We start from the raw sequence: 14,555 nt of genomic DNA on the forward strand, positions 1-14,555 counted from the left end.
TGCAATTCAAACCAGTATTGAACGCAATTGGCGGACCAAAGGCTCGAGACTGCTGACCACCGGATCGACGATCATCCAAATTGTTATCGCTGGTGATCCTTCAGTGGTTCGTAGCGATTGTAGCGCTCTTGGCTAGAAAATGCTGCCGGGGGGTATGGTGGGCTCCCGGAATTTGTCCGCCAGTGCCGCTTTCCATTACCGTTGGTGGTCTTGCGATCAGTGAACGCCCGACGGGGCAACGGAAGTGTCAATTTGGTTTGACGCGGCGGGCCGGTCTGCCAGAACTCCCTGCAAGCGTTGCAGCGGCACCTGGGATTGGCCTTCCGCCTGAAGGTCGCGGACCAGCGTCTGAACGGACTCCAGCAAGCTCGATTCGGCATCCAACGGATCGACGGGATCGTCGCCTGAGATTGCCTCCGCCGCCGCCGATGAATCTTGGCGCTGGACATCGTTTTCACAAGCCGGCGTGTCCGTTTCCTCCGGAAGTTCAGCGAAGGTGGTCACACGATTACGCCCAGTGCGTTTGGAGTGATAGAGCGCCTGGTCGGCCTGATCTAGCATCGATTCCACCGAATCGGCTCCCAGTGCGTTGCAGGATACTCCCAAGCTTGCGGTGACCGACAACTGGTCAAAGGTCAGCGATTCGATGGCTTTGCGATAGCGTTGTGCGGCCAACTTTGCCCCCTCAATCGTCTCGAAAGGCATCGCGACACAGAATTCTTCGCCGCCGTAACGGCAAACCAAATCTGATCCCCGTGCCATTTCCAACAAGGCGGATGAAACCGCAATCAGAACCTCGTCGCCCACTGCATGCCCAAAGTTGTCATTGATCGATTTAAAGTGATCGACGTCGACCATCAGGCATCCGATCGAATGGCCATGTCGTTCGGCACCGGACCAGTGGGTTTCCATCTGCTCAAAGAACGAACGCCGATTCAAACAGCCGGTCATCGGATCACGAGTCGCCAGATATTCCAGTTGCTGGTTCTTCTGTTCCAGGCTGGTGACGTCGGCCAGTGAGATCATGTAGCCATGACACTGTTCGCCTTCGATGATACGACTGGCGTTAGGCTGCAAGATGCGTTCGTCTGAATCGCTGGGCGAAAGCCGCAGCAAGTCGGCACTCTCGCGGCCTCCCGATGCCATGGAATCCAACAATTGGGTGAACTTGGCGTCTTCTTTGATGACCCAAGGAAGGTCATCGATGTCTTTCCCAATTAGATCGTTGACTGCCGAGTCACAAAATTCAGCGAACGGTTGATTGGCCATACGAATGCGGCCATCCATATCCGCCACGACAATCCCTTCGGCCATTGTGTCCAACGCTGTGCGGACTCGTTCGGGGACCGCCCGTGATGGGTCCAAATGCCGAAAACATCGACGCAGCAAAAGCAGAAAGCCCAGCAAGTTTCCCAGCGTTGCAAGCAGCGTCACCTGAACCGACCGCAGACCAAAGAAGCCTAGCCAACCTTGGGCGACCAGGGGACGAAACGTGACCTGGACATCGGCAAAGTGCTCGTCGCCTTGGTAAACGGGAACTTCGATCTGCGTCGCGCCGGTTTCCACATCTCCACTGTCGGCCAACCAGTGCATCGGATGGCCCACGGTTTCTGCGATGACTTCGCCATTGTCGGCAACGCAAGCGGCCGACAAAACGTCCGAATCACGCTGGACCAGTGCCGCTAGCGTCACGGCGATCGCATCGGTCTGGTCACGACTGGCCATTTGCGAACACGTCACCGCCACCATTTCCGACAGTTCGGAACGCTGTCGTATGGCTTCGGCGGTTCGGTCACTGATGACACCGCACACTCGCAGCATCAGAAGGACCGTCGCGGTCCACATCGCCATCGCAAAGGCGATTCTGGTGGTGGTTCCAAAACGTTGCATCGGATTAGCGGCCCATTATCAATGCGGATGATCGGCGTGAAAGGTTCGGGCGATGTCGGCCAAGGATTCTTGGTCGGCCATCAAGTCCGAAGGGACGGCGACCGAGGTCAACATGGGAAGAGGATCAAAGCCGACCCAAATCGGCACCGAAGACATCAGTTTGGTCAGCAGGACGCTTCCACGCAGCAGCCAAGCCAATTCGGCGATCGAGAAGCCAGTGGCCACGACGACGGCAGCACCAACCACCATCTCGACATCGGCCGCCGCCGTTTCCCGCTTGGACTGTTGTTGATCCAATTGCGCGAAGACTTGTCGGCTATCGAAGTAAGGCTTCGCGTCGAATGAGCGATTGATAAAGATCGCTGGTTTGTTCGGTTCGTTGTCAGCTTTCGCCGCTTCACCCAGCAGGCCGATTGTGCCTGAAAAATCTTCTTCACCCTCCGCCGCCGCACCCGGTTGGCCGGATTGATGTGAAACCGCGGGAAGGTTGGGAATCGCTACCGCGGGGCCGGAAACCGTGCGTTGCAGGCCCTCCTCCCGCGTTTGGTTCGAACGACGTCGATCATTCAGTCCGGCTTGCTGGGCCGATTCGCGGTCTTGACCGAGCGATGGAAATGGGGGCGCCAAAGGCGTGACAGAGTTCTTCGACTGGCCCTGGCCCCGCAAAAGTGATTGTTCTTGCGACGTATCGTCCGTCTGGTCGCGTTTTTCAGATCGATCTCCCTTGGTCTCGCGACGTTCCGTCGGTTCAAGGCCAGCGGAAGGCTCCAACGCTGGTTCGAAGGCGGGGGATGCCGGCAAGCCGGGCGTCATGTTTCCCGGTGAAGCGTCCGCAAGCAGTGCTGGTGTGGACGTCGTCGGCGGCGATGGCGAAATCGGTGGAGCGGATTGATCGACTGCGTCGGTGGGGCTTTCTGCGGCCGATACAGAATCGATCAACGGATGGTCGTTGTCGGGCATCTCGCTGGCGGAGAACGAAATTAGGTCTGCCGGAAACCACCTTCCGCTGTCGAATTGAATCTCTTCTACATCGTGAACCGTTGTCACGTGTCCGGATACGGTGTCGGTCAACCGAAAGACACGGTCGACCTCGATCCAATCGGCGGTGAACTCCGCATGGTCTCGGGCGATCGTCCAGCGATCCCATCCGTCGCCGGAGAAAACAGCATCCACCAACTGTGATGTTGAATCCGACTGCAAGATGTCGTCATCGTCCGTTCCGATTGTGACATCGATGTCTTCTTGGGAAGATTCGTCCGACACGGCGGTCAGTCGCAAGTGTCCGGACCAATCTGCAAGTTCCTGCAAGCCAAAGATGGACAAGGATTCAAATTGGTCGCGTTGGACGATCCACCCTTCGCCGGACTGTCGCCTCGCACCGTCGACGGTCACTGCGTCTGGTAATCCGTTCAAGACAATGCTTTGCACCTGAGTTTCGTACGTGTCGTCCAGGTCAAGATGCCATTGTGTCTCCGAAAGACGTATCTGTCGGGACATGATGGTCGGTGCGGTGTCATTCAGATTCCATCCGGCCCAGTGAAATGCAAACTGATTGGGGGACAGGGCGTCGATGCGTCCGTGGTGGTAGGGATGCAAATCGGATTCGTTCAAACGAATTTCTTCGCCCATCGTGGTTCCATCACCACGATAAATTTGGGCGTAGAAGCCACTGTTGACGGTTTCGCCCCGGAAGTAAGCGATGACAAAGCCGTCTTTCGCAAAGGGGACGACTTCGGGGCGACCGTCAAAAGAGCCTTGAAAACCGTCGACCAAGATCCACGGCAGCACGTTTCCTTCTGCATCCAGTCGACCGATAGCAGGCCACGACTCATCGCCGATGATTGCTTCACCTGGAAGCACCCAAGATCCATCGCCAAGGATCGCGGTCGGTCCCTCGGGGGCAAAATCAGGGATGGCGAGTTCAATGGTTTCGTCTGCTCGGTCGCTCCAAGCAAGGAAAGCCGACCGTGTGGGCAACGTCGGTTGCGAGGTTGTGACGTCGCTACTGGTCCAGTCGGGATAAGAATTCCACGCGATCACATGATCCGCGGACGGGTGTGTCAATAGTTGCAAGTCACCCAGAAAGGCATTCGCGTCACCTTGCCCGATCATCTCGGCGCTGCCGATCGGTCGGCCATCGGCGGCAATGAATTGCCGATAGACGGTGGACGATGCATGGTCCAACCAGGCTGTCACGTACTGGTCTGCACCAGCGATAATCTGTGCTTCAATTCCGCCCCACGTGTCCGTTGATTGATACAGGCGTTCGGCGGCGCGTGTGGCCTGGCCGTCGCGTGTGAAGTGTTGTGAAAACAGTTCGGTCTCAGTCGCCCATGTCACAACGAACGTGCCATCGCCCTGTGGTGATTGCCGTAAAGAGGCGCCGTTGAGATGGATGTAGGCGGTGGAGGTGTTGGTAACGTCCAATTCGGCCAGCGTCATGACGGCACCGCCGGGCTTGCCGTCGGCCAGCGTTTGTCGAGCCTGCAAGTACCACGGGCCGTTCACCGAACCGTCGACGAAGACGGTGAGCAGTGTCCCATCGTCAAAGGTGATCACCGCGACGTCGGATACTTCGATTTGCCCCAAACCGGTGATGGTTGTTTCCGGTGATTTCAGCGGCGGTTGCGTGGATCTGGAATCAATCCGAACCGATTCGGCAAGTCCGGCACGATCACTGGTCCCGGCGTTTGCCAATTCAACGGGGATCTGAGGGACATTGGTCGACGTATCGGTCGATTCGATTTCAAAATCCCAACCGACATCGCCTGCACGGGGCAGTCGCGATTCCAATCGTTCCAATCTCGGCACGAACCGGTGACGTTGTGTCTTGATTTGTGTTCGTGGTCCCGACACGCGTCGCCCCCCGACACCGATGGCAAAGTGAACAGAAAAATCGGCCTAAGTTGTTTCGTGGGTGCCGCGGTGGGTACGCGTTCACCGACGAAACTTAGGTCAGACTTTCGCATGACGATGGACTCGCCGGTGCACTGTGACGCTGTCGGCCGATCCGTGATCGATCAATCCGTACAAAACGCATGATCGCTACCACAGTCATGGACCGTTGCGACGGGCTTGCGTCTGCAGATCGATGTTCGGGCATGCTCTGGGACGATTCAAAACGGACTTGATGGAATCAGCGGGGAGACCACGGAATTCGGGTGCGGCAAAAAGCCCCTGCAGTTGCATTGTGGTGACCATTGTCGCGTCTTGGCGTTGTAACTACGGTCGAAGTTGAGTTCGAATGCGGTTGGAACAAGACGCAATGCGATCGCAGTGGCGTCGTGTTTCGCCTAACAGTCTCACCGGGACCACGAACCACACACCTTCCTCCCGCCCAGTGTGTCCCTTGACGGAATCAGTCCGATGAAACGAATTCAAACCAATGGTCGCCCCGCCGGCGCGATCCAGAACTCTGCGTTCAACAACCAATGGACTGGCGCGAATGCATCGATCACGTGTGATCGTTTGATGCCCAGTCGGCAAGTGCTGGGGGAATGCACGATGGGTTGCGTATCTCGGCCGGAAACCCATCGCAAATCAGTTGAAGCAACCACACCACCGTGTTTGTTAAGTCGGCAACAGCACACGGTCATCGATCTGCAGGACATTCGTCGAATCGCCTTGATGGTGACACCGCAATGTGTGGGAACACCGATCGATCAAGCATGGGAGGCGGTGTCGACGATCCGCGCGATCATGCTGCAACAACCCGTCGCCATGACGGTTTCGATGCAAACGATCTTCGTCAAATCCGCCGAATTGATTCCGGCCATTCGTCGGCTGTTGGAATCCTATTTCATGGACACCATGCCAGCGACGACCTTCATCGTCCAGCCTCCTGCCGGCGGCCAAGCCCTGGCGATCGAAGCGTGGGCGCTGGGTGGCAAGGATGTTGAAGTTGATTTTCCAACGACTGACATCGTCACGGTCCAGTACAACGACATGCGGTGGATTCACGTGGGCGGAATCGTCGCTCCGGAACACTTCCATGAATCGGCCTACGCCGAAGCCGAGTTTGTCTTCGCTGATCTTGCCGGACGTCTGGATCGCATTGGTGCCACCATGGCTGATGTGCCGAGAGTCTGGTTGTATCAGGACCAGATCGTGGAATTGGAATCCGGCACCGAGCGTTATCGCGAACTCAATCGCGCACGAACGGACTTCTTCGATCAGCAGAACGCCGCCGGTTTCATGAAAATTGGTGATGCCGGCCAAGTCATCTATCCCGCAAGCACGGGAATCGGAATGACCGGTGGCGGGTTGACCATTTCTGCGTTGGGCTTGCAGACCGATCGCGATGACATCGTGATTCGTCCGTTGGAAAACCCGAGTCAGACTTCGGCATTCGATTACGACCAACGCTTTTCGTTGAAGAGCCCCAAGTTTGCTCGGGCCATGGCGATGTCAATTGATGACTACGTCACGACATGGGTTTCAGGAACGGCCAGCATCCTGGAATCGGAAAGCGTTCATCTTGGTGACGCTGAAAAACAGACCGAACAAACCATCGACAATATCCAGCGACTGATCAGTCCGGAAAACATGGAACGTCATGGTTTCCAAGGCGTTCATCCACAACTTGCGGATATCGCCAAGCTTCGTGTGTACGTCAAAAATCCTGAAGACAAACCCGTGTGTGAAGCGGTATGTCGTCGGCGGTTTGGCGATGTTCCGGCCATCTACGCGATTGCCGATGTGTGTCGGCCTGAACTGTTGGTCGAAATCGAAGGTGTGGCCTTCACCAAACGCCAACCGGATCCTGACCGGCACTGAATCCAATACTAGCGTCCATCGAAACACCGTCGTTTGACGCTTTGCATGGTTGCCCCTGAATTGAAAAGGCAATGGGAATGTCATGAGTACCGAATCGATCGTGTCGACCGACATCAGCCCGTTTCAAATTCGAACGAAACCAAGACGCAAGCGTCGGCCCGGACGATGGGCCCTGGTTGTCAGTCATTGGATGTATTCGACGATCGCGTTTCTTTTGGCTCTGGTGCTACTGTTCGTTTGGCTGCAGCGAAGTCCGCTTGATGTGGCGGCGCCCGTAAACCCGGCAGATCAATTCAGCGGTCCGAATCCAGCCGGGCCTGCTGGAAATGCGATCGTGCCCGCGGGATTTCTTAGCGAAGTCACCAAGGGTGGTGGAAAAGCGGATCGAAGCAACCAGAAGTCCTTGGCCCGGTCTTTACCGAAGACGTTGTTCGATGGCAAAACGCTCGATAAAAACGATTCCGAAGCCGCCGACGGTGCAACTGGAAATGCCAAGCCGGCAACAACGTTTGAAATCGTCAATCCGATCGATCGAATGATTCGTGCATCCTTGCAACAGCAAGGGATTCAACCGGCAAGCCGGTGCGATGATGCGACGTATTTGCGGCGAGTCTATTTGGATGTGCTGGGCACTTTGCCGACTTTGCCTGAGGTTCGTACATTCCTGAGCGATTCCGATCCCGAGAAACGATCCAAGCTTGTCGAAGCGGTTTTGCGGCGGCCTGAATATGTGGACTACGCGACCATGCGTTGGTGTGATCGCTTACGAGTGAAGGCAGAGTTTCCCATTAACCTTTGGCCCAATGCGGCCCAGGCCTACCACCATTGGATTCATCGGTCGATCGAAACGAATCAGCCGATGGACCGTTTTGCCCAGGAATTGTTGGTCGCATCGGGAAGCAATTTTCGGTCACCGCCGGCAAACTTCTATCGCGCATTGCAGGGGAACGAACCTGGCGATATTGCCACGGTGGTCGCGTTAACGTTCTTGTGTGAACGCCTTGATGAATGGCCGCAGGCGAAGCGAGAAGGATTCACACAGTTCTTCACCAAGGTCGGATACAAGCCGACAGGCGAATGGAAGGAAGAGATCGTCTATTTCGATTTGCATCAAGCCGACGGTGATTCGCCGCGGGATCTGGAAGCAGTTTTCCCAGATGGAAAGGCTGTGACAATTCCGCCCGATGTCGATCCGCGGTCGGTGTTCGCAGACTGGCTAACGGATCCACGAAACCCCGCTTTTGCAAAAGGGATCGCGAATCGACTTTGGGCACACTTGATGGGACGTGGGATCGTGGAACCGGTCGATCACTTCGGTTCCGATCATCCACCCAGCCATCCGGAGTTGCTGGATTGGCTTGCTAAAGAATTGATCGATTCCGGATATGACATCAAGCATTTGTATCGCTTGATTTTGAATAGTTCGGCCTACGGGCAGTCCTGTGTTCCCAAGGGCGATAGCCAGAAGGCCGAAAAGTGGTTTGCTTGTTACATTCCGCGTCGAATGGATGCTGAAGTTTTGATTGATGCAATCTGTCAAATCACCGGAACCACCGAAACCTACATGAGCATCATTCCGGAACCATATACGTTTCTGCCCAACGATCAACGGGCCATCAGTCTGCCGGACGGAAGCATCTCTAGCAGTTTTTTGGAAATGTTCGGCAGACCCGCTCGTGATACGGGAATGGCGTCGGAACGAAACAATCGCTTAACGGCCGCGCAGACTTTGCACCTGCTGAATTCGAATCACGTTCGTGACAAATTGAAGAAAGGGCCTGCGGCAGCAAAGTTGTACAAAGGGAAAACGCCGGCGCCGCAGCGTTTGAACCAGATTTATATGACAGTACTGTCGCGGCGACCCAGCGACGACGAGGTCATGCTTGGCGAACCCATGTGCCGTTCCGCCAGCAGTAGTCGTGATTTGATCTGGGCGTTGATCAACTGTGATGAGTTTCTGTTTCGGCATTAGTCATGCGGAATCCACCGGACGCCAGCACTGTGATGTCGTTGGTACAGAAAACAACCGTTCGAAAATGAAATGAAAGACTTGCCATGAATCGACATGATCATCGCTACGGTTTGGGGATGGGGCTGACACGTCGGCAGATGTTGCATTCGGGGGTTTTGAATTCTGCGGGATTCATGTTGGCGTCCAGGCTGTACGCTGCATCGGCCAGCGGTGGTGTGCTGCAGGAAAATGCCAAAGCCAAAGCGGTCATACAAGTCTGGCTTGCCGGTGGGCCGTCCCACACGGACACCTTTGATCCGAAGCCGGGTTTGGGTTCCGAATACACGGGGCCGCTAAGTGACGTTTGTGAAACCAACGTGCCGGGGATTCAGATCGGACAATCGTTACCCGAGTTGTCAAAGATTGCCGACAAGTATTCGCTGATCCGCAGCATGACCCATGGTCAGAATGGTCATGAAACAGCATCGTACCTGACGCAAACCGGACGTATGCCCGGGCGAATCGTGCATCCGGCGGCGGGTGCGGTGGTCAACGCCATGACCGATCAAAAGACCGATGGTGGATCATCGAGTTTGATTCCACCCTACGTCGTGCTGACCCGTCCGCAGGGTCGCTTCTCAGAAGCGGGTTTCTTGGGGATCAAATACAAGCCTTTCGCAACCGGCGGTGATCCGAATGCCCAGCGATTCGCGGTCGAAGGCATCGTTGCGCCGGACCTGAACGAAAATCGCCAGTTGCAGCGTCGGGAACTGCTGAGCCAGTTGAATTCGTTGCCCGATCGAATTCAACATTCGACCACGTTGGCGTCGGCAGCCGAATCACGCGATCAAGCCTATGACATGATCCTTGGTGATACCGGCAAGGTGTTTGATCTGAACCAGGAATCGGATGAAGTTCGTCAACGCTATGGTCGCACACGATTCGGTCAATCGTGTTTGGCCGCCCGACGTTTGGTGGAAAACGGATCCAAGTTTGTCACCATCAACGACGGCGGATGGGATACCCACAAAGACCACTTCGGTGTGATGCGACGAAAACTTCCCGATCTGGATCGCGGCTTGTCCGCACTGATCAATGACTTGGATCAACGTGGCATGTTGGATAGCACCATTGTGTGGTGTATCGGAGAGTTTGGCCGGACACCCAAGGTTGCGATGGAATCACCGTGGAACGGCGGGCGACACCATTTCGGCGCCGTGTTTTCCACTCTGGTGGCCGGTGGCGGATTTGTGGGCGGCCAAGTTTTGGGGCAGTCCGATGCCAAGGGCGAAACCGTTGCCGATCGTCCGGTGTATCCGACGGATCTGATCGGAACGATGTACGAATTACTGGGGATCGATCCAGAGGCGACCCTGCCGCATCCCCTGGGATACCCGGTTCGCATCACACCGGGACAAGACGAAGGATTGGATTCGGGAGGCCGGCTTGATGAACTTGTATAGCATTTCCCGCGGATGGGGATTCACTTTGGCCGTCGTCTGGATGGCATCGGCGACGGCGCAGCCGATCCCCAAGAAGCCCCATTTGGCTTACGTCTTTCCGGCCGGCTGCCAACGAGGCCAGACTTGTGAAGTTGTGGTCGGCGGCCAGTACCTGAAGTCCATTGAATCCGCCGCCATCACCGGTGAGGGCGTCACGGTGGAGGTCGTCAGCTACTATCAGCCTTTGACCGATGGCCAATTCAATAGTCTGCGTCGAACCCTGGACACCATTCGCGATCGACTGACCAAGCAACGAGAAGCGAAAGGGTTGAAAGGGAAGCCGCCGGAAGAAGAGGTGATCAAAGAAGCTGGTTTTACTGACGAACAGTTGGAGCAGATGGAACTGTATCGTCAACGTCGGCGTGATCCGCGACGACAACCGAATGAGCAACTAGACGAGCAGATTCGTTTGAAGGTCACCGTGGCGGAGAATGCGGACGTCGGAAAACGACAATTGCGGCTGGCAAAAGATCCGTTGGTGTCCGACCCGATCTGGTTTCATATCGATCGGTATACGGAAGTGGTCGAACATGAGCCCAATGACGACGATCCCGAATACTTGTCTCGGTCGACACCGCTGACCATCAACGGCCAGATCTTCCCTGGCGATCGTGATCGGTTTTCGTTTGACGTTCGCCGTGGTCAGCATCTGGTCATCAAGGCATCCGTTCGCGACGTGATCCCCTACTTGGCCGATGCCGTGCCCGGCTGGTTTCAAGCGGTCATGGATCTACGAGATTCTGATGGAAACGAAGTCGCGTATTCCGATTCGTTTTTCTTTCATCAAGACCCGGTGATCATGCATCGCGTTAGTCGTGACGACACCTACACCCTGACGATTCGGGATTCGGTGTACCGGGGACGGGAAGACTTTGTTTATCGAGTCACGGTGGGCGAAATACCTTTCGTCACCGACTATTTTCCGTTGGGGGCCACAGCTGATTCGGAAGTCACCGTTCGTCTGCGTGGGTGGAATCTGACCAACACGACGGCGACGATCAAAACCAAATCACGACGAAACATCGATGGTCCGCAAATATTCACCGTGCGGCAGAATGATGGAACGAAGGTTTCGTTGCCGCTGCGTGTCGATCTTTGGCCGGACGTCGACGAAGCTGAATCGAACGATTCGCCGGATGAAGCACAGCCCATAAAGCTGCGTACGGCAATCAACGGTCGGATTGATCGGCCCGGGGACATCGATCTTTACCGGTTGCCCGGTGGCGGACGCATTACCGCCGAAGTGTATGCCAGGCGATTAGGATCGCCGTTGGATTCGGTGCTTTCCGTGCTGGACGCCGACGGGAATGTGCTTGCGTTTGCTGATGATTTCGAAGACCGTTCACATGGCCTTTTGACCCACCAGGCGGATTCGCATTTGGAAGTTTCGCTGCCCGCCGGTGGGCCCTACTACCTGCGGTTGATGGACACCCAGCGCAATGGTGGCCCCGAGTATGCCTATCGGTTATGCCTGCGAGCGCCCGAGTCGAGCTTCCAATTGCGAGTGACGCCCGGCACGATTGCCGCGCGACCAGGCCAAGTGGTCCCTATCGACGTGCACGTCATGCGAACCGATGGGTTCGATCAACCGATTCAGTTGCAACTGGTGGACCCGCCCGAGGGTTTAGTCTTGAACGGCGGGATTGTCCCGCCAGGTTTGGACCGCGTGACGGCAACGTTGACGATGCCAGCCAAGCCCGATGCTAAATCCGCCTCGCTGCACATGAAGGGGATTGCGGCACGTCGCGGTCGCGGGCGAACAAACGTCGAATCCGTTGCGGTCGCTTGCGAAGATAGAATGCAGGCGTTCATTTGGCATCATTTGATTCCGTTGGATCAATGGAGCCTGGTGATGACCGGAAAACGTACAGGTTGGATCCCATTCCGTGTTCAGGTGCCACCGGGCCAGCCGATTCCGTTGCTGGCAAGTGGCAAGGTGACTGTTCCCGCAGTCATGCAACAGAAAAATGTACAGCCATCCCAAATTAATCTAGAACCAGTCGATGCACCGGAGGGTATTGCGGCTTCGCTGGTCGATACCGGTCAAGGTCGCCTGGGTTTGGAAATCGATACCACGGCCTGCGATTTGAGCGATGGTGACGCCGGCAACTTGGTCTTTCGGGTCATTCGTGAAATCATGCCACCGAAGACCGAAGCCAACCCGAATCCAAAGATGCGACGCCAAGACATCGGACTTTACCCTGCTCTGCCGTTTGAAATTTCGAAGTCTCGAGCGCGACCCCAACGGCGCGTTGCATCGCGAAACTGATCCATGTGGCGGTCTCGTGACAAAACCGCCAAGACGTCCGGGGGGGCATCTGCCGGCGGCCTGTCAGCAGACGCATGGGGGAAGACCGGGCTACAATGCGAACCAAATTCATTCATCTTGGTTCGTTCGGTTGGTGTTGGCGAATGCTTGGTTGGATTCAATGTCCCCGGTCTGGTGGGGGCCGACTGCGATTCGTGATCTTGGTCGCTTGGCTGGCTTGTCTCGCTTGCCTTGGCGTCTGTTCGGCTGATGATTCAGCGGAAATTCGAGTCTGGCGGGATCAAACCGGTCGCTTTGAAACGAAGGCTATCCTGGTAGAAATCAGGGACGGACGTGTCAAGTTGCGGAAACCGGACGGACGCGTTGTTTGGCCACCGCTTAGTCTGCTAAGTCAACCGGACCAAGACTACGTCGCCAAATGGCAGCAGGCCCAAGAGGCCTCCGACATCTTTGCCGGCGGTGTGATGGAAGGTGATTCACCGGGGCCCGAGGCCGAAGCGACAGCGACAGCGTGGAAACCGGGCGACGAGCCGGTTTCCGTACAGTCTGGGCGGTTGCTGACGGTCCAACCGATGCCACGCCCGAAATTGAGCGAAGCAGACCCACGCTCGGTTTCGATGTCTTCACCACAGGCCGGCCTGACGGTGTTGCCGACCATCGCCGGACTTGCCGATGGAAACATCCCATACTTGCTGGACCCAAAGGGAAGGTTGTCCCTTTTGCGAGTCCAACAGGGCACGTGGGACAAAACAAAATTCTCTCAGGCCGTCTTGGTTGATCACGAGGTCAATCGGGCGAATCCGACCACGCGGTGGGAAGAACCACTTCACTTTTTCAACGCGAACCCGAATCACGGCTTGATCTTGGGCAGGGCCGACGTGGGCAGTTGGGGTGCCACCGGGCAAATGGTGATGCTGCGGTTGGACGGTTCGGGGCAACTGAGTGAATTGCTGCGTTGGTATCCAGAACCTGAGTCCATGGAATCCAAGCCGCGGGTTCGGCAAGTCGAGTTCATCGATGCGGAAATTGTTTTGGCTCGCGTCGGTGACATCGTCCGCGTCTACGACTGGAATGAACGACGCGAAATTTGGCGATTGCCGATTAGTGGCTGGCATCGACCAGCACTAAGTCCCGGCGGTCGATATTTTGCAGCCCAGATTCGTGACGAGATCGCGTTGTTTGAATCCAAGACCGGAAATCAATTGGGCGTGATCAAACGCGACGATGCGGATCCAATTGATTTGGTGTTTCACCCAACGGGATTAAGACTGGCTGCGGTCGGCGGACGCGAAATCGACATCTATGATTTAGCGGATGCGGGCAACGATCGAAGTTTCAGTTTGACCGAACCGATCGACACGTTTTACAGCGATCCCAGTTGGACGGACGAATCACATTTGTTGGTTGGCGGCACTCGGTTGGTGGATACAGACCTCGGACGACAGGTTTGGCAATACGACCTTGGGGGTCGTGGCAACGATAACCGTGCGTTTCAGTCAGGTTTGTTTCGTGGCGTGATCGGCGGTCGAGGCGGTCTGATTGTCTTTCGTCACGCCATTCCCCATGCAACGGTTGCCAAAGCCAAGGCGTCGGTCGACTGGTCGGACATCCAGGTGCTGGGCCCCGGCGATCCGGTGCGTTTGGAGATCAGCGTTTCGGGTCCAACGAACCGATCGAAGGTCGCTGAATTGATGCAAGCCGCGATTGCCAAAGCGGGATGGAAGTTATCGGACACCGCTGACAGCGTGGTGCGTTTCGCAAACTATCGAACCGACGAGCGAACGCATCGATTTCGTTCGGGGCCGTTGAAAGACCAGGAGTTGCCGTATCGCCCGTACGCCACGGTCGTGGACGTGGAAGTCGGCGGGGAAGTCGTCTATCGGGTGGCCGATGTTGGACGAGTGCCGGATGATTTTAAGGTGAGTTTGGATGAAACGCTGAAAGACGCGATCGAACGACAAACGGTGCCGACCTATCGGATGATCGAACGTCTGGATTTGCCGCCGCACATCATCCAGCCCGAATTCCAGCATGGCCTGGGGAAGTCGACCTTGGACGCCGAAGGATTCGTCGATGCGACCGACTTTGTTTCCGGTCTTGTCCAGGCACCTCCGCGTGGTCGCTAAATCGCGACGATGCAGCTAATGCGTGGCAAGCGGACTGAAGC

The 14,555-nt window shown here is 56.2% G+C and carries 7 protein-coding genes; 5 read left to right on the forward strand and 2 right to left on the reverse strand.

Annotated elements, in window-relative coordinates:
- Positions 1-216: 216 nt before the first annotated feature.
- Entirely contained in the window at positions 217-1,890 is a 1,674-nt protein-coding gene (locus HFP54_RS01760) for a sensor domain-containing diguanylate cyclase (RefSeq protein ID WP_168563842.1), read from the reverse strand.
- A gap of 18 nt (positions 1,891-1,908) precedes the next feature.
- Complete coding sequence (locus HFP54_RS01765; protein ID WP_168563843.1) at positions 1,909-4,683, reverse strand: hypothetical protein; 2,775 nt, start codon at positions 4,681-4,683, stop codon at positions 1,909-1,911.
- 573 nt (positions 4,684-5,256) lie between these two features.
- Here HFP54_RS01765 and HFP54_RS01770 point away from each other — a divergent pair.
- From HFP54_RS01770 to HFP54_RS01790, 5 genes are all read left to right on the forward strand, one after another.
- On the forward strand, positions 5,257-6,666 hold the full coding sequence (locus tag HFP54_RS01770) for a chorismate transformation FkbO/Hyg5 family protein (RefSeq protein WP_146411993.1): 1,410 nt from the start codon (positions 5,257-5,259) through the stop codon (positions 6,664-6,666).
- An 82-nt stretch (positions 6,667-6,748) separates the two neighbouring features.
- A complete protein-coding gene (locus HFP54_RS01775) occupies positions 6,749-8,638 on the forward strand; it encodes a DUF1553 domain-containing protein (protein ID WP_168563844.1) in 1,890 nt (629 codons plus the stop codon).
- An 83-nt stretch (positions 8,639-8,721) separates the two neighbouring features.
- Positions 8,722-10,080 carry a DUF1501 domain-containing protein gene (locus HFP54_RS01780; RefSeq protein ID WP_146411998.1) on the forward strand — a complete coding sequence of 453 codons (1,359 nt, stop codon included), beginning with the start codon at positions 8,722-8,724 and terminating at the stop codon, positions 10,078-10,080.
- Positions 10,067-12,388: a peptidase gene (locus HFP54_RS01785; RefSeq protein ID WP_168563845.1), complete on the forward strand. Its 2,322-nt coding sequence runs from the start codon at positions 10,067-10,069 to the stop codon at positions 12,386-12,388. Before HFP54_RS01780 ends, HFP54_RS01785 begins: the two co-directional genes overlap by 14 nt.
- Before the next feature lie 143 nt (positions 12,389-12,531).
- Entirely contained in the window at positions 12,532-14,514 is a 1,983-nt protein-coding gene (locus HFP54_RS01790) for an SHD1 domain-containing protein (RefSeq protein WP_168563846.1), read from the forward strand.
- The last annotated feature ends 41 nt before the right edge of the window (positions 14,515-14,555 follow it).

It is taken from the genome of Crateriforma spongiae (assembly GCF_012290005.1).
GTDB classification, from domain to species: domain Bacteria; phylum Planctomycetota; class Planctomycetia; order Pirellulales; family Pirellulaceae; genus Crateriforma; species Crateriforma spongiae.